Genomic DNA, 25141 nt, shown 5'->3' on the forward strand with positions numbered 1-25141 from the left:
TGTTAATATCTGACGAATTGGAAGTTAGCGCAGAAAAACAGATTGCAATGAATAAGCGCCCCACAATTAATGATGTAGCCCATTTAGCCGGTGTCTCAAAACGTACGGTGTCTCGTGTGATTAACGGGGCATCTAACGTAGGCAAGGCTACGAGGGAAAGGATTGAAGCCGTAATTAAAGAAACGGGCTTTGCGCCAGATAAACAAGCGCGAGGGTTAAGCACCAGTCGCTCTTATCTCATTGGGCTTATCTACGACAACCCGGATGCGCTTTATATCGACCAGGTGCAACGGGGAGTGTTAAGCATCTGTTCAGAACTGGGCTACGAACTGGTGGTACATCCGTGCCGCTATAAATCCGAGGGATTTATAGAAGACTGTATTCACTTTGTTCGCCGTTCAAATATTGATGGCGTTATCATTTTACCGCCTGTGTCTGAATCTAAATTGCTGGCCGACACCTTACAAAGTAAGCATATTAATTATGTGCGCATGGCCTCAGTAGACTTAGACGATCACAAGAACATTGTTGTATCCGATGATCGTGCCGCACTGCGTGATTTAGCACGATATATGGTTTCGTTAGGTCACACCGACATAGGTATTATTAGCGGTCCGCAACAATATTACTCATCAAAAGAGCGCCTTGAAGGCTTTTTAGAAACCTTACAGTCATTAAATGTCGACGTGCCCCCATCGCGGATTGTTGAAGGGAAAAACAGCTTCGAAAGCGGAATTGAGTGCGCTCGTCACTTGCTCATTCAGTCACCACGCGTCAAAGCTATTTTTGCGAATAACGATGAAATGGCCGCAGGCGTTTTAAAAGTTGCCCACGAAATGGGGATTGCCGTCCCCGATGACCTTTCAGTAGCCGGCTTCGACGATAACTTACTAGCAGCCCGTGTGATCCCTGCCCTCACCACAGTCCAACGACCTGTGGGCGATATGGCAGCCATAGCGGCCAGAAAAATCATTGCTCATATTCAGGGTAAAGAAGTGAGCGAAAGTGAAACCTACCTAGTAAAACCGCATTTAATTATTAGGGACTCAATAAAAAAAGTATGATTTAAGCTCAGAATTGTTGCTTAGATCTTCGTTTGGCCTTATTATGCCACCGGTGGCATAATTAAATATAAAAAGAAACATTTTGTAAACATAAGCAGCGCGTAGCACTGCAAAAGAAATTAAGTTGGCGGGAAAATAATGAGTGCAGTAATTCAACTGGTAAAAGTACATCCGAACGATAATGTGGCTGTTGCTACTCAGCCTCTCGTACCAGGCACCGTTATAAACACTGAAAACCTGACGGTAGAAGAAGCAATTCCAGCCGGTCACAAAGTCGCCCTTACGTCTGTCGATAAAGGGCAGGTAATCATTAAGTATGGCTTTGAAATAGGCGAAGCAACAGAGAATATCCGCCAAGGTGAACACGTCCACAGCCATAATTTGAAAACCAAGTTAAACGGAACCGAAACCTACAGTTACCGCCCTGTTTCTGCGAGTCAAGGGCCTCAACTTCCCCGCCAACAGTTTTTTGGTTATCGCCGAGAAAACGGAAAAGTCGGCATTCGAAATGAAATCTGGATTATCAATACTGTGGGTTGCGTTAATCGCGCAGCCGAACGTATTGCCGACGAATGCAGCCGCCGCTTTACCGGGGAGTGTGACGGTTTTAGAGCCTTTACCCATCCGTTCGGTTGCTCGCAACTAGGGGATGACCTAGATGACACCCGCACTATCCTGTCTTCGTTAGCCTCTCACCCAAATGCAGGCGCAGTCTTAATCATCGGGTTAGGATGTGAAAACAACCAGTTAGCGTCTATGTTGCCACAGGTAGACAAGCCCGAGCATCGCGTAAAGTTTTATAACGCCCAAGAAGTCGAGAATGAGATAGAAGAAGGGGTAAGCGCTGTACTGCAATTACTCACTGTCATCGCGGGCGACAAAAGAGAGCCCATAGATGCCAGCGAATTAGTATTAGGAATGAAGTGTGGTGGAAGTGACGCGTTTAGTGGTATCACGGCAAACCCAACGGTAGGCCGAGTGACTGATTTAATGTGTCAGTTAGGCGGTTCGGTCATTCTCACTGAAACACCTGAAATGTTCGGTGCAGAACAGTTACTTATGAACCGTGCTAAAAATGAAAACGTGTTCCAGGAATTTAATCATTTAATCACAGCTTTTAAAGATTATTTTATTGCTCACAATCAGCCTATTTATGAAAACCCCTCTCCTGGGAATAAAGCTGGTGGGCTCACTACCCTAGAAGAAAAGTCATTAGGCGCCGTACAAAAAGGCGGCCAATCAACCATACAGTCCATATTAAATTATGGTGAGCCGCGAAAAGAAAAAGGGCTGAGTTTATTGCAAGCGCCTGGGAATGATGCGGTCAGTGCCACTGCCCTTGCTGCATCGGGCGCCCACATTGTTTTATTCACCACGGGCCGCGGTACTCCCCTCGGCTTTCCTGTACCTACAATTAAGATATCCTCCAATTCAGATATCGCAAATAAGAAGCCTCATTGGATAGATTTTAATGCCGGAAAAGTTCTTGAAGGCACTTCTATCGATAAGTGTGCCTCCGAGCTATTGCATCACTGTTTAGCAGTAGCGTCTGGTCAACAAACCTGCAACGAGAAAAATGGCAGCCACGAGATTGCTATTTGGAAACGTGGCGTCACCCTCTAAAAAGAGAGAGTTATGGAATCGATACTATTACATGAAGATAGGCTTTTTCCTGCCGACGAAGCAACAAGACAGGTCGCTCGCGGTTTATATCAGGAAATACGCCATCTCCCTATTATAAGCCCTCACGGACATACTGACCCACGCTGGTTTGCTGAAAATAGTCATTTTACTAACGCTACAGAGCTGTTTATTACACCTGACCATTATGTGTTTAGAATGCTCTATAGCCAGGGCATTAAACTTAGTGAACTCGGCGTGCCCCGTTGGGATGGCGGAGCCACAGAAAGTGATCCTAAGAAGATTTGGCAATTGCTTGCTGATAATTATCATCTTTTCGCAGCAACCCCCTCTCGACTCTGGCTTGATACCGTGTTCCACGATGTCTTCGGCTTAGAAGAAATGCTGTGCCCTGCTAATGCGACGCACTATTACGATGTCATTACCGCAAAGTTACAAAGTGATGCGTTTAGACCCCGCTCGCTCATGGACAGGTTCAATATAGAACTTATCGCCACCACGGAAGGCGCGCTGGACAGCTTACCGCACCATGCCAAGTTACAAGGTACAGGTTGGGAAAAACGGGTGATTACCACCTTCCGCCCAGATGATGTTGTTGATGCATCAAGAGAAGATATTGTTGATAACATCGCCAAACTAGGCACGATCACCGGCGAAGATACTTCAACGTGGCAAGGTTATCTCAACGCCATACGCGTGCGTAGAGAAGTGTTCAGACGCCATGGCGCCACAGCAACAGACCATGGTCACCCCACGGCAAATACAGCAGACCTAAGTAAACGTGAGTGTGAGGCTTTATTTGAGAAAGTGTCTACCGGTAACAGCAACGCGCAAGAACAAGAGCTGTTTAGAGCACAAATGCTAACTGAGCTTGCGGGTATGAGCATTGAAGATAAGATGGTCATGCAAATCCATCCAGGCTCGTTTCGAAATCATAATTCGCGTTTGTTTTCCCAATTTGGTCGGGATAAAGGCCACGATATTCCTACGCAAACAGATTATGTGAATGCGTTACGCCCGCTATTGAGTAAATACGGCAACGAAGCGAATTTGAATATTATTTTATTCACCTTGGATGAAACCACTTATGCAAGAGAACTTGCACCTCTCGCTGGCCACTACCCTTGCCTTAAGTTAGGCCCAGCGTGGTGGTTCCACGACAGCCCGGAAGGTATGTTGCGCTTTCGCCATCAAACCACAGAAACCGCGGGCTTTTTCAACACAGTAGGGTTCAATGATGATACCCGTGCCTTTTTAAGTATTCCTGCCCGGCACGACGTGGCTAGACGCATAGATTGTCGTTTCTTAGCACAGCTAGTGGTTGAGCACAGATTGAGCGAAACAGAGGCCGCGAGTATTGCGAAAAAGCTGACGTACGACTTTGCCAAACAAGCGTATAAGCTAGGTTAATCATGAGTAAACAACTTTCACTCCACACCCTAGGTGAACTAAAAGCAGACATTGAAGTACCCAACTACGATTTAACCACCACTGGCTGTGGCATTGTTCACTTGGGTCCTGGGGCTTTTCATCGTGCCCACCAAGCATTTTACACTGAACGCGCACTGGCTTTTGGTGGAGATTGGCGGATACACGGTGTCTCCATGCGCAGCGCCTCCTTGAAAGATGCGTTAGCTCGCCAAGACAACTTGTATGCCTTAAGTATTGTTGACGACGAACCTAAAACTCAAGTCATCGGTGCTATAGGCCAGCTCTCTACACTCTCCCGAGACAGAGAGCGTATTGTCGAGGCCATGGTAAATAGTGCGACCAAAATAATATCACTCACCGTCACCGAAAAAGGGTATTGCTTAAATTCGTCCGGGCACCTAGATACAGAGCACCCGGAAATTATCTCGGATTTGCAAAACCCAGAGAAACCAGTGAGCGCAATAGGCCTTATTGTTCAAACGTTGAAGTTACGCATGCAAGCGGGCTACGCCGATGTCACTGTTATTAGCTGTGACAATGTTTCCGATAATGGCAAAAAGCTACGTCAGGCTGTGACTGAATACGCGGGTATCTTAAGTCAAGCGTTAGAGCAATGGATTACTGAGAATATCGCCTTCCCTTGTACCATGGTAGACAGCATTACACCGGCGACGGACAGTGAATTCAGCTCCTACGTAGAGCAAAAACTTGGCGCAAAAGACAACTGGCCTATTCAGCGTGAGGCATTTACGCAATGGGTAGTAGAAGATCATTTTTCTTCACCTAGACCTTGCTGGGAAAACGTAGGCGTAACCTTTACGCACGACGTTAGCTTTTTTGAAAAAGCGAAATTACGCATTCTGAACGGTACCCACAGCACCCTAGCGTACGTCGGGTTATTATTTGAAAAAGAAACGGTTTTTGATGCGATTAGCACCCCTTTCATGCATCAGCTAATTTCACGATTGCTTAGCAACGAAATTGTGCCCTCGTTACAGGGGAACGATGACTTCGACATAAATCAGTATGCTGCCAGCATTCTCAAGCGCTATGAAAACAAACATATTCGACACATGCTTTCGCAAATTGCTTGGGATGGTTCGCAAAAAATTCCATTTCGAATTCTCGATACCATTAGGGACAACATAAGCGCTAATCGTTCTATAGATTTATTATGTACCGCAGTAGCAGCATGGTGTGTGTTCATCAATGAGAGGTCGCTGCGTAATGCTCCCATTACCGACCCACTCGCTGATGAGCTTAATGCACTAGCGCAGGCCTGTGAGCACAAGGTGTCGTTACTTGCGAGTAAATTGATAGGTATAGAGCGCATTTTTGCCGAGTTAGTCCATCATCAAGGTTTTCAATCGACGGTGTTGAACAAAGTGGAAGTATTAACGGCTTGTGCAGAGCAAGGATTATCCCAATTAGACAGCGACAAGATGCTAGCAAAATTAGCAGGAGATCAATAATGAGAGAAGTACGCGCCACCTGTTTTTCAGCCCTCTATACGTAGGTTAACACAATGAAGAGAATAGTGATTTATGGCGAATGCATGGTGGAATTACGTACTGAATCTGCGCAGACCCTAACAAAAAGCTACGCGGGCGACACCTACAATTCAGCCGTATACTTAAAGCGATGTTTACCCTCATCTTCGGTCAGTTTTCTCACTGCTATTGGAGCGGATTTTCTTAGTGACGAACTCATGTTCAATATGGGTGAAAACGAAATCAACACCGATTATGTTTTTCGTTCTGTTTCCCGAAATCTGGGGCTCTACATGATTCGCAATGATGAGCACGGCGAAAGAGATTTCGCCTATTGGCGATCACAATCTGCAGCCACCCAAACCTTCACATTGTTGGAAGAAACAAAAACCTCCATCCACTGTGACTGGTTTTACTTTAGTGGTATTTCTATCGCCATTTTAGACGTACCTCAGCGTGAGTCGTTATTTGCGGTAATCGATGAGCTGTCAAAAAATGGCAGTAAAATTGTCTTTGATCCCAACTATCGCGCTAGCCTTTGGGACACAAAGGAAGATGCGCAATACTGGACTGAACGCGCCTATCAGGTGTCTGATTTAACCTTCCCTGGCGCTGATGACCACCTTATGCTTTATGGGCACAGAACTGCAGACGACATCTTTAGTTATTTAGCCAATAAAAACATCGATGAAATTGTGGTGAAAAATGGGTCTGTTGGCGTGCACATACTGGAAGGGAAAGAACAACGTATTGTTCCCGTGGAGCGAGTTGAACAGGTGATAGATACCACCGCGGCAGGAGATGCATTTAATGGCGGTTATCTTGCAGCACGACTATCAGGGAAAAAACCGGTAGAAAGCGCTAGCTATGGCGCAAAAGTCGCAGCGACGGTCATCACCTATCCTGGCGCCATTATTCCTCTTATCGACTTTAACAACCACATCCCCACGTTATAGGGGATGTGAAACACATCTTACTTTGTTAACCCCTACAGCAACGTTCGGTATACATAATCTGCCAATGGGTGATTTTGGGCTTTAAGCGCCCTAACAAACAGTTGAGAAACTTTTGTTGCGCCCACCACATTAACGTGTGTGTTATCGACTTTACCGTTTGGAAACTTCGCGTATATACCCGCTGGCACCTTAATAAAGTAATCTTCACTTGCGCCATCACCAATACTCGCGAAAAAATCGCAGGTTAAGGTGTTCATAGGAATAAAAGTCACCTTATGTTTTCGTGCAACTTGCTCAGCGGCGCTAGCGTAACGAGTTAGCGTACGCTTAAGCTTTCCTTCATTATCAAAATGTCTTCGGCAAATACTACTTGCAATCATAATATGGGCTCCCCGCTCAGTCACATCATTGATAAAACCCGTTAAATATTCAGGATAATCATTTTCCGCATCAGCATAGCGAGAGGGAGAGTCTTTTTTCTGATCGTTATGACCAAATTGTACCAAAACATAATCCCCCGCTGACAACTCTGATAGCAAGTATGCCCAACGCCCTTCGTCCACAAACCGCTTAGTGCTTCTTCCATTGGCAGCATGATTCATAATTCGCAATTGAGGTAGCATAAAACCAGGCAGTATCTGCCCCCAGCCTCTCTCTGGGTAGTTAAGGTTCTCTTTATTCGACATGGTTGAATCGCCCACAAGGTGCAAGGTAGTTGGAGGAGGAAGTCCGTCTGCAATACAGGTTGTCGACGCCAGCATGGCAAAGAGGATAAACGCCCGACTTGCTAGTCGCCTACTTGCTACTCGATAGTGGTCGTTGCTATTTCTCATTTTGTTAGCCCAATTTTTGATAAAAAAATGGCCATCATAAAGATGGCCAAACACACCCGTTTTCACGGCACACAAAGTAATTAAAGGTTGTAACGCGCTCCTAAGAAGAACTGTCTACCTGTATGGTTATACTCACGCATTAAATTCAAGCTGCCATCACCAGTAGTAAATAGGCGCTCGTACTCATCGGTGAGGTTGATAACTTCGAAGGTAAGGGTTAATTCATCGCTAAAGTTATAGAATGAAGAAAAATCTACCTGAGTAGGACCAGTGGTGCCATGAGCAACGTTACCATTGCTACCGGTAAAGTCCGTAATATAGTCATCCCGCTTGTTCACTGAGACTCGAGCACCATACACATCGGTCTCGTAATACACCGTAAAGTTATATGAGGTTTCACTCATGCCCTCGATATTGTCTGCGTTAACATGGGTGTAGTTAGATACAATCCCCATATTTTCGAAGAATCCAGGCAAAAAGGTTAACGGCTGCTGATAAATCAATTCGTAACCACTGATCGTGCGGTCTTCCGCATTAATTGGGCTACTATGCTCATAAGCCACTTCCCGTGGGTTTAACGCTATTTCTGGATCATACTGTGCATCGTTATCAATGAAGTCGTAATAGGCGCTGTCGACCATACGCTCTTCCGAAGCTCTCACTATCCAGTTATCAATATCTTTATAAAATAGCGTGGCAGCAATTAAGGCTTCATCATCAAAGTACCACTCTACCCCTAAATCCACGTTATCAGAGGTGAAAGGGTCTAGGAACGGATTGCCCACACTCACCGAGCCATTGATATAATCAAAACTTGGATTACCTGGGTTCAATGAATTCAAGCTCGGACGTGTCATTGATTGAGTTAATCCCAAACGTACGACAACATCATCCGTAGCATCAAGGGCGAAATTGATGGCGGGCAAGAAGTTGTTGTAGTCGTTTTCGATTGCCACTGCTTCACCTTGAATAAAGCCTTCAGCCTGCGTGGTCGTTTTGACGTAACGCACACCATAATTGGCACGTAAAAGCATGTCGACAATTTCATAGTTGGTATCTACTTCGATATACAACGCCGATGTTTCTTCACCAACTTGCCAGCTCTGTGCAGAGCGAGGGGTCCAGGTCACATCTAACAATTCACGATTAATCGCGTCAAAATCTGCAACAATGAACGGTGATAGTTCACCATCAAAGCCACTGCCAAAATCGTCGACTGGCATCATTTCCGCAAAGCCCACAGCAGAATCTTGATCAGGAAAACCGTTAATTTGTTCTTCGCTATAAGACACCACACGGTCATTATAGGCGAAGCCCATTTTGATGGTGAGATCTTCGCCTAAGTAGGTGGTATCGAGTTTGAGCGTATCGTTTTCACGCACAACGTCCGTTGCACGCAAGCGACCATCACTTAGGTTATAGTTGCTAGCATCATTAACCTCGTAACCATAGGCAACATCGGGCGCATTAATATTGTCACTGAAATCAAATGAAAATGATGTCGGTTCAAGTAGCGTCATGTTGTAACGATACTGCTCAGAACGTGCATCCGACTCTGCGGTACCCGCCATCACATCCACACGAAAATTATCAGAAACAAACCACTCGCCGGATAATACAAACTGTGAAAAGTCGGTGGTAGATTCTTGAAGTCGACTTTCTATTCTTGATTTAACACCTTCATATGTCCCTGCGAGCACCTGCTTACCATTTGGATGAACAGTAATGGCGGTAGGCGTTATTTCATCAAAGGTACTTCTAAACATGTGGAAAAAGTTGTACATGGTTCGTGTATTATCGAGGGTGGATAGCAAACCATCTAACGTTAGCGTGAAATCATCGCTCACCTGCCATTGAAGTGAACCGGTAAAGCCTACGCGCTCTTGATCGTTCCCAAAGTAATCAGGACGAGGTAATCGGGGAGACCATAAACAATTGAGTGGATCGACCGCTTGCCCATCAGCTTCGCAACTCCCCACATCTGGTGTGCCCGTCACCTGCGTGTTAGACGTATCAGCAAATAATCCACCACCGTCTCTAACTGGCGTGGTCCAACGCACTGTACCGTAACCTTCCTGACGCACAGTACGCTCAGAAAAGGCGGCGGAGAATAAAACACCTATCTTGTCATCGGCAAACCTGTTACTCACCATAAAGGCGGCACGAGGATCCACTTCTTCGGTAATGCTGTTATACCCACCTTGCAGCGAAGATACGAATTTAAAGCCATCATAATCAAAAGGTTTGGCAGAATATAAGTCAACTGTACCGGCTATGCCACCCTCCTCCATTGAGGCTGTAGGTGACTTTTGAATATCAACTCGGTTAAACAATTCTGACGCAAAGATATTGAAGTCAAATCCCCGACCACCATTCACACCACCACCAGAATCAGTACCATCGGTACTGGCAGGCACTTCCATGCCATTTAGCGTGGTTCGCGTAAACGACGGGCTTAGACCGCGCAGCGTAATTTGCCTACCTTCTCCGCCTTCACGGGAAATAGCAACACCCGGTACCCGTTGAATTGATTCGGCTATGTTCAAGTCTGGGAACTTTCCTATATCTTGAGCAACAATCGACTCTTTACTGTTCACCGAGGTGCGCTTCTCCAGCAACGACTTATTTAGTGAGCCTCTAAAACCAGAAACCTCAATCACTTCTATCGCTTTTTCGTCTGCCTCTGTAGCGGCATTTTCAGCTTCTTGTGCCTGAACTTGAATGCCAGACATTGCTAGCGTAACCAGAATAGCAAGTTGCTTTTTCTTTGGTATCATCGTTGTTTCTCCGATTTTATGTGTCATTGGCTGCGCGGCACCCACATTTGGCACAGAGTTGGGTAAAGTGACCATCTTTTCTACTGGATGTAGATGTCCTAACGTTAAGACCGTCTCTTTACTCAACGAAGTTAACCTTGCTCGCAAACCTAATTTTCTTGTAATTGTTTAAGAAGCAGTTCTATTTTGCCTAAATCAAACTCGCCATTAAAAAACCCTATTGAAAATAGGCCTTTGGAATAGCTTTTCAGACAACAATGAAAGCCTAAATGACAACCAAGACTTTACATTTGATTTACATCCTAATGATTTATGCCACCGGTAGCAACCCCGTTTTTAATAATTTTTTAGTCTTATTAGTCTTTCCCAATGATAGACGTGTTAAAATCTCAATATAAAAATGCAAACACAAAACAATAAATGACGACTAAATCTTTTATAATCAAAAAGATAAAAATAATACCATATTTACACACTCAATATATCGATTAACATTTATTAACATATTTATTGACAAAAAGTGGGGGTATCATCAAAATGCTACCGGTAGCACCACGTGTTTTTAAAATGTTATTTTATTAAGGTCTCTTTATGTTGAAACATCTACTCAGTGCAGCTGCACTTCTTGCGTCGTCACTCACGTTGTCAGTAGGATACGCGGAATCATTACCCTCACTAGACAATACTAAGCCGTGGTCTATTCGTATGATTGAATCAGAAATGACACGCTTCCCAGAAGCCTGGCAAATTGATTGGGATGAAAAACCGCAATGGGACTATGTACACGGCCTTAATTTACTCGCCATTACCGAAGTGTATAAAAAAACCAAGAACCCCGACTATCTGCGTTACGTTGAGGGCTACTACGATATGCTCGTTAATGAAGATGGAAGCATAAAAACCTACGTCAAAGAAAAATACAATATTGATATGGTTAATCCAGGCAGGGTTCTCTTTTTCCTTTATGAAACCACCGGAAACGTAAAATACAAAAAGGCCGCAGACACCTTAAGAGCTCAACTGGACACCCACCCACGTACAGCGCAAGGTGGCTTTTGGCATAAGAAAAGATACCCACATCAAATGTGGCTGGATGGCCTTTATATGGGCGCGCCATTTTATGCTGAATATATTGTTAAATATGGTGATATGAGTGAACTAGACGACGTCTTCCTGCAATTCGAGCTTATTGAAGAGAATTTATATGATGAAGACACAGGGCTGCCTCGCCACGGCTGGGATGCGTCGAAACAGCAAAAGTGGGCGGATAGTGAAACTGGCCTTTCCGACAACCACTGGTCGCGAGCATTAGGCTGGTATGCCATGGCACTGGTAGACGTATTGGCCATCGTACCTACTGACCATCCTAAAACCCCGTGGCTCAATGCCCGTTTTCAGTCTTTTATTGACGCCGCATTAAAATACCAAGACGTGTCTGGTAACTGGTATCAGGTTACAGATAAAGGGGATTTGAACGGAAACTATCTAGAAGCTTCGGGCACCGCTATGATCACCTACGCCATTGCTAAAGGCGTTGAATTAAAATTTTTGCCTGCCAAGTATAAAAAGTATGCTCAAAAAGGCTTTTCAGGCTTAGTTGATCAGATGATTTCTGTGAAGCCTGATTCCAATGTCATTACCCTTGAAAATGTGTGTAGAGTGGCGGGGTTAGGCGGCTCTCCGTATCGAGACGGCTCATTCGAATACTACTTAAGTGAACCCATTCGCCCGAATGATGCTAAAGGCGTTGGCCCTTTCATCATGGCTGCACATTTTCTAGATCAATAATAAAGCTCGGGTAAAGGATAATTATGGAAACTCAATCATCAAGACGTCAGTTTTTAAAATCTACTTTAGCGTCTTCCAGTATGTTGCTTTCGTCCGGCGCCATGATGGGGGGATGTTCCACATCCTCACCCGCGGTGCGCTCACAAGCGCAATGGGATAAAGAAGCGGCACTAGTGAAACAAAGAATAAACGCCCCTAGCTTTCCCAATTACGCGGTATCAATCAGCGATATTTTAGAAGCGCAACAACGAGAGCTTGGGAGTGCTAATGTTCGCCAAGCCATTCATACCGCGTTAGCAAAAGTAGCACAAAATGGTGGCGGAAAAGTGATTATCCCCCCAGGTGTTCATTACTGCGATGGCCCTCTGCATTTAATTTCAAATACTAACTTACATTTGGAAAAAGGGGCTACCCTCACCTTCTCTACTAACCCTGAAGATTATAAGCCATTTGTATTCACGCGCTGGGAAGGCATGGAGCTAATGGGGTATTCACCTTTAATTTACGCCTTTGAACAAGAAAATATCGCCATTACTGGTGAAGGCACCATTGACGGTGCTGCGTCTGCGGACAATTGGTGGCCTTGGAAAGGAAAATGGAAATCTGCGGATTGGGGCAACCATCCTGTGGCGAATCAAAAATTCACCCGAGACGCATTACAAGTGATGGTTGAAGAAGAAGTTCCTGTGGCGGAACGCGTATTTGAACACAACTATTTACGCCCACCGCTGATACAGCCTTATCGTTGCAAAAACGTATTGATTGAAGGCGTCACTTTAACGCGTTCACCCTTTTGGTTAGTGAATCCCGTATTGTGCTCAAACGTAACAGTTACCCATGTTCATTGTGAAAGCTTCGGGCCTAACTCAGACGGCTGTGACCCTGAAAGTTGTACCGATGTGCTAATAACCCACTGTGTCTTCGATACAGGAGATGATTGCATAGCCATTAAATCGGGTCGAAACGCAGATGGCCGGCGAATTAATGTTCCCTGCCAGAATATCGTTATTGAACACTGTGAAATGAAAGCCGGTCATGGTGGCGTGGTTATCGGTAGTGAAATTTCAGGGGGAGTAAAAAACCTTTACGCACAATATTGCACCATGAGCAGCCCAGATTTAGACAGGGGCATCAGAATAAAAACAAACAGTATCCGAGGCGGACGACTGGAAAACTTAAATTACAGGAACATTGATATTGGCCGCGTAAAGGATGCGGTGGTGGTTAACTTCTTCTACGAGGAAGGTGACGCAGGCGCCTTTAGCCCCCATTTGGAAAACATCAACATTGAGAATTTAACGGTAGAAGCGGCTCAACGGGCGTTCTATTTACGCGGCTACGATCATACGCCTATCGAAGGGCTGACATTAAATAACATTGTCATTAAAAACGCGCAGTCGCCTTCCATTATTGAGAATGTTGAAAATATATCAATTAATAACGTGATGATAAATCAACAAACGTTTGCGCTTTAAGCCATAAGGAAAAGAGCGATGTCTTTTGGGGTTCGATGGCTACTCATGGTGCTGACCGTATTGCAGGTTCAAAGTGTATTGGCCAGGGAGAGCACGGCGACTTTTCCTGATAATGTGACCGTCATAGTGAGTAAGTCACCACTAGACACGCACCTACCCCAATTTCGTACCGTCAGTGAAGCGTTAAAGGCACGCTCTTTTCTTGACCCATCCTTAATAGCGAACGAGAAAACAGCGCAGAAACCTGGTACGCCCTTCGTAATTTTCATTAGGCGCGGCACCTATAATGAACGTGTCGTTATAGACGATCACAATATCAAACTAATCGGGGAGCAGAAAGAGAGTACCATCATCAGCTACGGCAGATATGCGGGGCAACGTGTAGACACGCCTGAACAGGCTAAGATTAAGAAGAATTGGGGTACAGGCCGCACTGCCACAGTGGAAATCAATGGTAGCGCAATTACCCTAACCAACCTTACTGTCAATAATACCTTCGACTTTCTAAGCAATGAACAATTGGCCGATGACGACACTAACAAAGTCAGGGGTACGCAGGCGGTTGCACTAAAAACAGGGCTTGGCGCTGACAAAATATTTTTGAATAATGTGGCACTATGGGGCTATCAGGACACCCTTTATCTTAACGGGGACAGAGCTTACATAAAAGGCGGCATGGTAGCGGGGAATATCGACTTTATCTTCGGTGAAGGCACCGCCGTTTTTGATGGCGTTACTCTCTTATCTCGTCAACGAGGAAAGGAAGTCAATGAAGGCTATGCTGGCTATATCACGGCACCAAGCACATTAATTTCACGTCCGTTCGGCTTCGTTTTTATAGGATGCACTCTTGCCCGGGAAAAGGGCGTCCCCCAAAAAACGGTGGCACTAGGCAGACCCTGGCACCCCACCACGACATTCGCTGATGGAAGATATGCCAACCCTTACGCAGTAGGAAATAGCACCTTTATTCGTTGCAATATGGACAGCCACATTGCAAAACACCCGTGGACGAGTATGTCTGGCACCCAAAAAGACGGAAGCAAGCGTGCTTTCAGCCCATTAACAGAAGCCCGTTTTTCAGAATACGGTTCCTTGGGCCCAGGTGCTGAAAGAAGTGCTCAAGGTCACACGGTACTTAACGAAAAAGAAGCGAGCTTTTACTCAATCGAGGCTATTTTGAGAGAATGGAAACCCAAAGAATAGCTACCTCAGCTTAGAACAGCTTTCTCCCTATTCACCTTTTATTGCTATAAATACACTTAGCGTGAAATCGCTATTGAACGAAATTGCGTATATGCTTTGTAGAATATATATTTAGTTTTTTCCGCGAAGCCTTTTTATGTCGATACGTTTTCGATACATCGTTGCACTTACCCTGATAGCGTGCCTTGTTACGTTATCGTTTTTCTCCATGACAGGGTTATTTTCCTCTCAGCGAAACGACGCAGAAGTCATCAACATTGCTGGGCAACAACGTATGCTTTCTCAGCGTATCGCACTCATCTCGGCTCACCCTTCATTTTGCGATTCCTCGGCAAGTACTCAGCAAATGTTGGCCAGTACCCTCGACACCTTCATATCGAACCATACCCGGCTAACGCAACTCACATCATTACCTAAGCAAGTGGAACAACTGTATTTTTCACCTGGTAATTTAGATACTGAGGTGAAGCAATATATACAGCAAGCTCAGTCGCGCCTAACGCAAGTCAATTGTATGCAGCCAACGTCCCCATTTACGCTCGACCAAGTCTCCAATCTTCTCGCAAAACTGAATGAAGTGGTGTATCAATTTGAACTGCACGCCAAACGTAGAGTAGATAAAGTGGCTAACATAGAGTTGTTTCTTTGGCTGGGTACGTTGGTTTTATTATTGCTAGAAGCAACATTCATTTTCTCCCCCATGCGCAAAGCCATAGAAAGCACCATAGCGTCGCTTAAGCAATCTCATTTAGAAGCCAAAACAGCAATGGACGAGGCAAAAGCTGCCAGCCAAGCAAAGTCAGACTTTTTATCCAGCATGAGTCACGAATTACGCACCCCAATGAATGGCTTATTTGGCATGATAGAACTTGCCTTAGATACCCCTGAAAAGAGTGAAAGTTATTTAAAAAAGGCCAAAGCCGCTGGTCGCCAACTCCTTTCATTGATTAATGACATCCTTGATTTATCAAAGATAGAAGCCGGAAAAATAAAAGTAGAGAAAAGCCCAGTAGATCTTCTGCAGCTTATGGATGATGTGGTCACCATACAGCGCGTCTACTGCGTGAATAAGGGGTTGACATTCAATTATTGTAAATCTGCCACCCTGCCTCACATTATCGAGGGCGACTCAACTCGCATTGCTCAAATTCTTCATAATTTGCTAAGCAATGCCATTAAGTTCACGGAATCAGGGGCAGTATCGTTAGCGGTGAATGAAACCCATATAGACGATAAGCCAACTATCGTGTTTACGGTAACGGACACAGGAATTGGTATTGCCGATGAGAAGCTTAGTGCCATCTTTCAAAAATTTGAGCAAGCAGACCAATCTACCACGCGCTTATATGGCGGCACCGGATTAGGGTTAAGTATCGCTAAACGGTTAGCCGTGTTAATGGAGGGCGACATCAGCGTTTCATCCACGCTGGGTAAAGGCAGTGAATTTACCGTTAGCCTCCCCCTTATTGAGGCGAACCTTCCCCCATTGGAGGTTAACGAGGTGGCGAGCCTACGTTGTGCCGTTGTTGACGATTTGCAAACCAGTCGCGAATATCTTCAACACGTATTAACGGCTATGGCGATACAACCTACCACCTTTGCCAGTGCCGATGCATTTTTAGACGATCATCCTGAACAGTTCGATTTACTGATTGTGGACTTAGCGATGCCAAACAAATCGGGCGTCGACCTGCTTCGAGAAATGGCCCACCTGAACATTTACCCTTTCCCACGAGTAATGTTAATCAGTGCAGAATTAGAGCTATTAGATTGTGAACAAGAAATACGGCGGCTAATTTGGAAAACCCACGCCAAGCCCATTAACAGAAGAGAGCTTGAGGCCGACTTAACGAAATTAATTAACAACGATACCCCCGACAATACCGCGCAGCGCTCAAAAGCGCAGAAAATGCGGGTGCTCATTGCCGAAGATAACGATATTAATTCGGAAATAGTCAAAGCCATGCTAGAAGCTGAAGGCTTTAAAACCCTTCATGTAAAAGATGGCGAGCAAGCCGTAGCAGCTTGCTCAAAGCATAAGTTTGACTTTATTTTGATGGACTGCAACATGCCTGTCATGGACGGCATTATGGCCTCAAATATCATTCGAAACGAACTTAAAGTTAGTACCCCCATTGCCGCCCTAACGGCGAATGTGTTTCCAGAAGATAAAGAAGAATGCCTGAAGGCAGGCATGAACGATTTTCTAACAAAACCCTTAAATAAAGGCGCACTGCTTGCCAGCATTCGCTTGCACACCCAGAGCGATGTTGGTTAAGGCCAGCGCGTTGACCCGCTACCCATAGGTGGTTTGCTCGGCAATGTAACCTGGCGCAATGGCAAGGTTATCGATATTGGCTAACACCTCATGGTTTTTTAACCATAATTGGTACTCACCGGTGCGCAAACTGGCGTGCTTAGTACAATCTACATTCCAGCGGCGCAATAAATACCCCGCCATTGCACGTCGCACGTCAATGCTAAGCACACCATTTTGCATGCCGTAATCAAGTTCAATGGCCGTTGGATGCTTAATATTTTTCGGGTGAGGAATAATTTCTAGCGAGATTTTATGCTGCCACGCAGTGTCGTGACTGACTTCCTCGTGAGGATGCGGGGAGGTTTTCACTGTCACCTTACTCATTCGAGAGAGAACGAAATCACGGAAGCTTTTTGACTTTCTATCATAAGCGCGAACATGCCAACGCTGCCCATTATCTACAATACTATGCGGCACCAATTCACGTGCGTTCGACCCACTTGATAAAGAGGTGTATATAACGCTAACAGATTTATTGTTCACAATGGCCTGAACAATTTTTGCCACGATATAAATATCAGGAACATTTAGCGAGGAGGCACTTTCTACCGGAAACTCAATATCGCCTATGGCGTCAAAGCCATCTGAGATATCGTTTGCCAATTTCACTAACGTGCGTTTTGCATCATGTTCGAAAAGGGGTTCAAACTTTTCAGTCTGAAAGTAACGTTTTTCTCGTGCATCGTAAATCAAGTTATGTGGCGCGAGTTCTTTGTAAAGTGAAAAGTCCCTTGAGCCAGCAGACAAACCCACTTCAAAACGATTGATTAAATCCTGACGATAAATCGCACCTTTAAAAAGCAAACAGAAATCGATATAAGCCAAGCGTTGTCGCTGGGCAAAGCTGATTGTTTCTAACATCACTTTCTCAACCATTGTATTTTTAAACAGTGTGGTTCATTTGAAACTGGAAGTAAACCTTATTTTTAGTCAAAAAAACGCCCCCTTCATAAGCAGCATCTTACTGATTATTGAAGGAGGCGTTTCAGCACCCCGTTTTTGAGCGTAGGTGTATTAGTTGCTGTAACGGCTTACATACTGATTGAAGCCTTCTTGGAACGTGTCTTTAAGACGTAAGCACTGCTGCGTATTGTCTAGCATAACGTCATAACTTCTTGCCATACCTTGATGCTTGTCTTTAAGCGGCGCATAAAACGCTTTGGCAAGATTGAGATTTTTAGTGTCGCAGGTAGTAGAAACAAACTCTGGCATTCTCGACACGTGATAATCAGGCATTTTACCTATAAGCGCATCTAGGTTTTCGTTCATCCATGAATATAACAGTGTTTTGTCTTCTAAATTACGCGATACACTCACAACCATATACAAAGTGTTTGCGGGTGTGACTAAGTCTGTCAACGCAATATCCAGCATTTTGTTAACGGTTTCTTTGTCAGTAAAGCTCATAGAATAAAGCAGCGTGTTTTTCACATTAGGTAGTGTCGCCTTTTTGAAGGCGTCCACTATGGTGTCAAACATAGCCGTATCACCGTGCTTAGTGGTAACAGCAATTGCTGTTCTAGCAATGCCGGCCGGTACGCTTGTGGTGTCTTTAACGTATTGCTTTGCTAACTTTTCACTTTTTTCAATCAGTGAGTCATTTTTCGCATACTGCCCTAGCAAACCATACAAGCTATTTCGTAGTCTAATTTCACTCTCTGATTCACCTTTTGCCGGTGTTAAGGTAAGCGCGTTAAGAACAGGAAGGTACTCTTGCGTTAATAAGGCCGCATAATTATCTCGGTTAGTGTCATCGACAAGGTATGTAAACTCAGCTAACACTGCAACTGCTGCGCGCTTCACCACGGCTTCGTCATCTTTTGCCAACGCATTGACGACGGGCATAACATCACCAATGTTAATAACGCCAGCATTAAGTATGGCCTGAGCGTTATACAGTACATTTTTCTTTTCTCTGTTATTTAATGCACCCAAATCATTAAGTAACGCCGTCATTTGTTTTTTTGAAATAGCCCAACGGAAATAACCTGTGGCGTTGTCGTTTGGAAATACCCACTCGGCCTCGGCTAGCTGAGGTAGTGTGGTGGTCTTCTCATCAATAAATACCACCTCTTGCTTTATATTGCCCTTCACTTTATAGGTAAGTTTCAGCGGCACAGCCCAGGTTTGCGGGGCCACTTCAGCACCAGCATAGTGAAAGCGTGACTGTGTTACTGTGCCGTTCTTATCAATACTAATAAGTGGATAACCTGGCTGTTCTAAATAGGCCTTCATCATGGCACTTAAGTTAAAATCAGAAACGTTGTCTAATGCTGCCCATAAATCGTCAGCAACCGTATTTCCCCAAGCATGCTTATTCATGTAGTTGCGCACGCCGTCACGGAATTTTTCCGTACCAATAAGTGACTCAATCATTTGCAAGATTGACTCACCTTTTGAATAGTTAAGCCCTAGCCCATCCATCACATCAGGTTGAGTGCGCACTATCTTTTTCACTGGCTTAACCGTAGGACTAGCGTCAGCACCAAAGGCACCTTCTTGAACAATACGATCGGCAAAGTTCAGTTCTGGGTATAATTCCATCATGGTATAGCTGGCTGCCCAAGAAGCAAATGCTTCGTTAAGCCATAAGTCGTCCCACCACTCCATGGTAACTAGGTTTCCAAACCACTGGTGAGCCAGTTCATGAGCAATGACGTTTAACGGCCCTGAGCGCTCAGTTAAAGAGGGGTTATCTTCTAGCAACAACAAACTATCGCGGTAAGTGATCAAACCCACATTTTCCATTGCGCCGTGTGTGAAGTTTGGCACAGCCACAAAGTCTAGCTTTTTATACGGATATTTAATGTCAAAGAAAGCTTCTAAAGAGGCAAGAATTTCTGGCGTATGCTTCACCACAAATTTCGTTTTATCTGCATAGCCTTTTGGTACATATACCTTGCCTGGCACCGATAAACCGGTAAGTTCAGCACTGTCAAACGGGCCTACAGCGTAGGCGATAAGGTAAGTGGGCATGGGCTTGGTTTTTTCAAAAACCACGGTTTGTGCGCCGTTTTCCACTGTGCGCTTCGCCACCGGCGTGTTAGACACCACAACTTGCTTTTCTGGCGAGGTAATGGTCATTTGATAAGCAATTTTGAACGCAGGCTCATCAAAGCTTGGAAACGCTTTACGTGCATGCATGTCTTCAAATTGGGTGAAGATATAATTGTTCTCTTCAAAGCGTGACAAATACATGCCATCTGATGAGGTATTTACTTTGCCTTTAAATTGAATATTAAGCTGGTAGTCGCCTTTCGCAATATCAGACTCGGCTTCACCCCAGTTCATGTTGTAATCGCCTTCACTCACCGTTAGCGCAATGGTAGTGTCTCCTTGCGTAAGGAAAGCCTGAGTTACGGTTAGATCTTCTTGATAAAAGCCGACTTTTTTAGTGGGCGTATTCACCGAAATATCAATCACTGTAACGCCAGAATAATCCGCAGCGTCTGGGTCAATATTTAGGTGGATTTTTTGAAATGTGGGCGTGACTGAAGACGGTAAACGGTATTCAACGTCTTTGGCAAACGCAGAAGAGATAGATAGCGTTACCGACATTACCACACAACTCATTAAAGCTATGATGCGTCGCATATTTTTATTCCTTTTTTATTGTTGGTGTGGCGCTGTTGTCACCACACCTCATTTTACCGGCAAGATACTAGTTCCACAGGGCGTCGCTCGCAACTCCACATAGGGGTTAACCCTGCCTGAAATTGTTACGAGACATGTCTAGCGCAAAATTCCGAGATTTCACCGCAACACTGCCCCCCATCACCTTGCCCTTGCAACTGGCCTTACGCGGCGTTATTTACCCGTCGATTTTTGTGGTGACAACCCGAAGAAAAGTGAATACAACACAGGCACAACGCCTAAGCTCAACACTGTGCCTAAGGCTAAGCCAAATGCAATGGCACAGGCCATAGCGTAAAACAGTACATCTCCACTTAATATTAACGGAACCAACCCTAATATGGTGGTCATTGACGACATCAAAATGGGCCTTAGCCGCCGCACACACGCCGTAACTACCGCTTCGCTCTGCGCATCTTTATCATCAGCATCAACGTCTTGCCGGTCAGCATCTATACGCTCAATAAGAACAATGCCGTTGTTGACGATGATACCGGCCAACGCATACAGCCCCAATATCACCATAAACCCAAAGTCGCCTTGCATTAACAGCAGGCCCAATGCGGCACCTATGATGATAAGCGGAATGGTTAAGGTAATGATAAGTGTGCGCCGATAAGACCTAAACTGGGCAATTAATAACAACATAATGATACCTATACACAAGGGTAAATAGGTATTCAGCGACGATTTAGCCTTTGCTGACTCTTCAATAACCCCATCGTATTCTATGCTGTAGCCCACCGGCAATTGCTGCTTTAACTGCGCTAACTTTGGCGTCAGTAAAGGCACCATTTCTTCAGCATTGAGAACATGATTCTTGGCTTCAATACTAATAGTGCGAAACAAGTTTTCTCGGGCGATACGCGAAAACCCGGTTTCGTAGTTAATATCTGCCACCTGCAATAAAGGTACACTCACCCCTCGCGCGTTAGAGAACACATTAATACTTTCAACCCGTGAAAGATCGAAGCGTTCCTTATCTCTACTTTGCACAATAATGGGCAGGATGTCATCACCTTCAATAAATTCAGAAATAATGCGACCACTGTAATAGGTGTTTAGCGTCTGCGCTATATCAGCAGAACTTACACCAGCTCGCCGGGCTTTTTGCTGGTTAACATCTATGCGTAAACGGGACACACGATTTTCCCAATCATTGCGGATGTCATAGGTATTAGGTAAAGAGGCCACCATGGCTTCTAGCTTTTTAGATAATGAAAACAACACATCTTTATCTGGCCCCTTAATTTGCAACGCTATTTTGCTGGAATCGGAAGGGCCAAGAAACATTTTCGTTACCCGCGCAAACACATCAGGATAATGAGCAGCAAATTGCGCTCGTAATGCGTCTATTGTGGGTTGAACATGCTCTCCTTTGTCGATATCCAACATCATAAACCCTTTTGCTTCGTCTGGGTCTATGGGTGTCAGTGACAGCACGAACCTTGGCCCACCAAACCCTCCGTAGCCCACGGCATTTTGCACATAAGGGAACTGCTGTTTGTCTTCTAAATCCTTAAATACCCGCGCTAATGTATGATTAGTTTTGCGTATAGAGCTACCCGCTGGCATATCCAAATACACCAGCACCTGTGTGCGGTCGGAGTCGGGGAAGAACTTAGCCGGCACTTTCGAGAGCGCAAAACCACCCGCAAAGAAAAGCCCCACCATGATAGCCATAAACAGGAGGCGCATGTTCAGCACCCGACGCAGCAGCGATTCATAGTAAGGGTTCAGTTTATTGAAATACTCACTGATGTTGGCTTTGCCTTGTTTTTTGCTACCGTCGGGGCTAGGTACAAAGTGGTAACAAAGATAAGGGGTAATAGTTTGAGACAACAACCAAGACACCAGTAACGCAATTAATATCACCAATGAAATTGACCGTGTGTACTCTCCCGCCACACTGTCCGCAAGCATAAGCGGTAGAAATACCAAGATAGTCGTGAGTGACGAGGTAAGTAAGGGGAATGCAAGAGACCGACTAGAATTTGCCAGCGCTTGCTCTCGGTCCTCTCCATCTTCTAACCTTCTTTTAAAGTCTTCAGCCACAACGATGCCGTTATCAACCAGCACGCCTAATGAAATAATTAATGTCGCCAACGACATGCGCTCAAGCACCATACCGGAAAACGCCATTATCGAGATGGTGATGAGAATCACACTAGGCACAATCCCTCCCACAATGAGCCCAGCTTTCACGCCTAAAAACAGCAACACTACGGCGCTAACAATCGCAAGAGTTTCTAACACGTTAATACTCACGCCATTGATGGCGTTTTGCACCACATCGGCTTGCCGGGTAATCGTGGTAAGCTGCATGCCCACAGGCAATATACGATTCAAGCTAGCGAGCTGCGCTTCAATCTGAGGGCTAAAGGTTAATACATCTACATGGTCATTTTTTGCAATCGCAAACACAATGACAGGCTTGCCATTGAGATAGGCGGTGCGAGAAGGTGGGTCTTCAGCTTCCCGGCGCACCTCGGCGATATCTTCAAGCAATACCGTTTCTTGACGTTCAGGTATGGAAATAAGCGCCTTTTTTACGTCTTCTAGAGATTGAAAGTAGCCAGACGGTTGCAGCGTATAATTGGTGCCCCCCGCATCTATCGTTCCGCCAGGTTGAATAACGTTTTGGGCCTGCAGCAGTCCAATCACTTGTTCGGGAGACATGCCAAAATTGGCCAGCTTGCCATTATTGATGGCGATGGTAATTTGCTCTGAACGGGCACCTAAAATATCGATACTTTTTACGCCATCCACGCGAAACAGAGTGTCACGAACGTGCTGGGCAATGTCTCTACGTTCGTCAAATCCATAGCTTTCATCCGCCTCAAGCGCAATGGTTAGTACCGCCACGTCGCCAAAGCTGTCATTCACCAGTGGCGTACTGGTACCCTCGGGCAAACTTGGTGTCACTTGCTCTAGCTCATCTCGCAAATCATCCCAAATTTGCTCAAGCTCAAAATACCTGTCTTTAATTTTCACGTGTAACGTCGCTTGCCCTGTCATAGACACCGAACGAATTTCATCGATTTCTGGTAGCTTCCGCGCCGCTTCTTCTAAGGTTTTTGTTATCAACAACTCCACTTTATCGGCGGGCAAGCCAGGGTAAGACGCAGTCACTAAGGCTTCGCGTATCGTAATATCGGGGTCTTCTTGGGCGGGTAGCGTAAAATAGCTGTATAGGCCAAAGACCATTAGAATACTGACAATGGCCAGCATTAAGCGGTTATGAATAAGGCTTAGTTCGGAGATAGATTTCACGGCTTATCCTTGCTCGTTACTCGTTGAAAAAGTGCGTATCGCCGTTTGCCACGTGAACCCGCTGATCGGCACTTAAATGCGCCACCCCTGCACGCACCACTGAAGGTAACCCATCAAATTCTCCTTCAATCAGCGCGGTGTCCTTATTCATATTGAGTAGGGTTACGGGAACTTTAGTCACACGGTAAACAGGCGATTTGTCACCCGATTCTTGCTCAATCGGCGTTGCGGTATAAACGAAATAACTGTCGTCACTGCCATTACCCAGTGCGGACAAGGGCACAATAAAGCCCCCGCGACTTTCCCTATTGTTATTGGTCTTGCCGGTATAGCTTAAGGTAACCTCAGCACTCATTCCTGGCTGCAGCCCCTTTGGCGCATCGTCTAATTGCACCGTTACAGGAAATGCATTGGCGCTGCCTGCACGGCTGCTGACTTCAAAAATTCGCCCTTTCAGATTGGTTTCGCCCAGTGCATAAACCGTTACCTTAACCACATCTTGAACGTTCAGGTAATTTATCATGCTTTCAGGCACGGAAAGCGCCACTTCCAAACCCGCTGTCCCCTCTACCGTAAAAGCAGGTTGTGCGGGAGTCACTCGTTGGGAAGGCTCTATATGACGTTGAGCAATGGTGCCAGCGTAAGGGGCAACTAATGTGGTGTCAGCCAAGTCTTCTTCGGCAATACTTAGTTGCGCTTCAGCGACCTCTGCTTGATCGCTCAGTGCATTTAATTGAGTGAGGGCAACATCGTACTCTGCTTGCGAAACCGCTCCGGTTTCAACTAACTGCTTTTTTCTGTTTACGTCTTTTTGTGCATCTTTTATCCGCGCCTGAATTTCAGATAGCTGCCCTTGGCGTTGTTTCACGGCAAGCTCAAACACTTTGCTCTCTATTCGAGCAAGCTTATCTCCCCGGGCAATGGTATCACCTAAATTCACGTTAACGTTTTCTACCACCCCGGCCACTTCAAAACTCAGCTGGCTTGTTTCCGCTGCTTGCACTACACCAGATAAAACATGAGACTGCTGACCATCGTAGGCTTGTACCTGGCTAACCATCACTGTACGTAACAATTCAGCTTGAGGCTTAGGGTCAGCGCACCCTGACATGATTAATATTATTGAGAAAACGCCAGCCATACTGAGTTTCATTATCGCTCCTTGATGCAAGATTAATATTGTCTATACAGAATATTGTTCACTTTGGTTTTTTCATATTTTGCGTCGCGCGGCAGCCATAAGGACACTAACCT

Annotated in this window: 15 protein-coding genes; 9 read left to right on the forward strand and 6 right to left on the reverse strand. The window is 45.3% G+C overall.

Annotated features, from left to right (window positions below; all coding sequences use genetic code 11):
• Positions 1-47 precede the first annotated feature (47 nt).
• The 5 genes from EP13_RS11340 to EP13_RS11360 all read left to right on the forward strand — a co-directional run bounded on the left by EP13_RS11340 (position 48) and on the right by EP13_RS11360 (position 6582).
• Positions 48-1064, forward strand: coding sequence for a LacI family DNA-binding transcriptional regulator (locus tag EP13_RS11340; RefSeq protein WP_044058936.1), 1017 nt, complete (start codon positions 48-50; stop codon positions 1062-1064).
• 138 nt (positions 1065-1202) lie between these two features.
• The gene (locus EP13_RS11345; RefSeq protein WP_044057386.1) at positions 1203-2687 is read left to right on the forward strand and encodes a UxaA family hydrolase; all 1485 of its coding nucleotides are present in this window, start codon (positions 1203-1205) and stop codon (positions 2685-2687) included.
• 12 nt (positions 2688-2699) lie between these two features.
• Entirely contained in the window at positions 2700-4115 is a 1416-nt protein-coding gene (gene uxaC, locus EP13_RS11350) for a glucuronate isomerase (RefSeq protein ID WP_044057387.1), read from the forward strand.
• Between the two features lie 2 nt (positions 4116-4117).
• Positions 4118-5608, forward strand: a complete 1491-nt coding sequence (locus EP13_RS11355) for a mannitol dehydrogenase family protein (protein WP_044057388.1) — start codon at positions 4118-4120, stop codon at positions 5606-5608.
• Between the two features lie 53 nt (positions 5609-5661).
• Positions 5662-6582 carry a sugar kinase gene (locus EP13_RS11360; RefSeq protein WP_044057389.1) on the forward strand — a complete coding sequence of 307 codons (921 nt, stop codon included), beginning with the start codon at positions 5662-5664 and terminating at the stop codon, positions 6580-6582.
• A 32-nt stretch (positions 6583-6614) separates the two neighbouring features.
• On the opposite strand, the gene EP13_RS11365 is transcribed toward EP13_RS11360, so the two are convergent.
• Both EP13_RS11365 and EP13_RS11370 read right to left on the reverse strand, forming a co-directional pair.
• Entirely contained in the window at positions 6615-7415 is an 801-nt protein-coding gene (locus EP13_RS11365) for a rhamnogalacturonan acetylesterase (RefSeq protein ID WP_052364535.1), read from the reverse strand.
• An 80-nt stretch (positions 7416-7495) separates the two neighbouring features.
• Entirely contained in the window at positions 7496-10192 is a 2697-nt protein-coding gene (locus EP13_RS11370; protein ID WP_044058938.1) for a TonB-dependent receptor, read from the reverse strand.
• Between the two features lie 591 nt (positions 10193-10783).
• Between EP13_RS11370 and EP13_RS11375 the strand changes: the two genes are divergently transcribed.
• From EP13_RS11375 to EP13_RS11390, 4 genes are all read left to right on the forward strand, one after another.
• A complete protein-coding gene (locus tag EP13_RS11375) occupies positions 10784-11980 on the forward strand; it encodes a glycoside hydrolase family 88/105 protein (protein WP_044057390.1) in 1197 nt (398 codons plus the stop codon).
• A gap of 23 nt (positions 11981-12003) precedes the next feature.
• A complete protein-coding gene (locus tag EP13_RS11380) occupies positions 12004-13455 on the forward strand; it encodes a glycoside hydrolase family 28 protein (RefSeq protein WP_044057391.1) in 1452 nt (483 codons plus the stop codon).
• Between the two features lie 18 nt (positions 13456-13473).
• On the forward strand, positions 13474-14661 hold the full coding sequence (locus EP13_RS11385; RefSeq protein WP_044057392.1) for a pectinesterase family protein: 1188 nt from the start codon (positions 13474-13476) through the stop codon (positions 14659-14661).
• A gap of 136 nt (positions 14662-14797) precedes the next feature.
• Positions 14798-16939, forward strand: coding sequence for a response regulator (locus EP13_RS11390; protein ID WP_044057393.1), 2142 nt, complete (start codon positions 14798-14800; stop codon positions 16937-16939).
• 18 nt (positions 16940-16957) lie between these two features.
• Here the strand turns inward: EP13_RS11390 and EP13_RS11395 are convergent, their stop codons facing one another.
• The 4 genes from EP13_RS11395 to EP13_RS11410 all read right to left on the reverse strand — a co-directional run bounded on the left by EP13_RS11395 (position 16958) and on the right by EP13_RS11410 (position 25040).
• Positions 16958-17842 carry a WYL domain-containing protein gene (locus tag EP13_RS11395; RefSeq protein WP_044057394.1) on the reverse strand — a complete coding sequence of 295 codons (885 nt, stop codon included), beginning with the start codon at positions 17840-17842 and terminating at the stop codon, positions 16958-16960.
• A gap of 153 nt (positions 17843-17995) precedes the next feature.
• The gene (locus tag EP13_RS11400; protein WP_081869494.1) at positions 17996-20575 is read right to left on the reverse strand and encodes a M1 family metallopeptidase; all 2580 of its coding nucleotides are present in this window, start codon (positions 20573-20575) and stop codon (positions 17996-17998) included.
• 213 nt (positions 20576-20788) lie between these two features.
• Positions 20789-23887 (reverse strand): efflux RND transporter permease subunit, encoded by a 3099-nt coding sequence (locus EP13_RS11405; protein ID WP_044057395.1) that lies wholly within the window; start codon positions 23885-23887, stop codon positions 20789-20791.
• A gap of 16 nt (positions 23888-23903) precedes the next feature.
• Positions 23904-25040, reverse strand: coding sequence for an efflux RND transporter periplasmic adaptor subunit (locus EP13_RS11410; RefSeq protein ID WP_044057396.1), 1137 nt, complete (start codon positions 25038-25040; stop codon positions 23904-23906).
• Positions 25041-25141: the final 101 nt, after the last annotated feature.

Source organism: Alteromonas australica (assembly GCF_000730385.1).
In the GTDB taxonomy this organism is placed as follows: Bacteria; Pseudomonadota; Gammaproteobacteria; order Enterobacterales; family Alteromonadaceae; genus Alteromonas; species Alteromonas australica.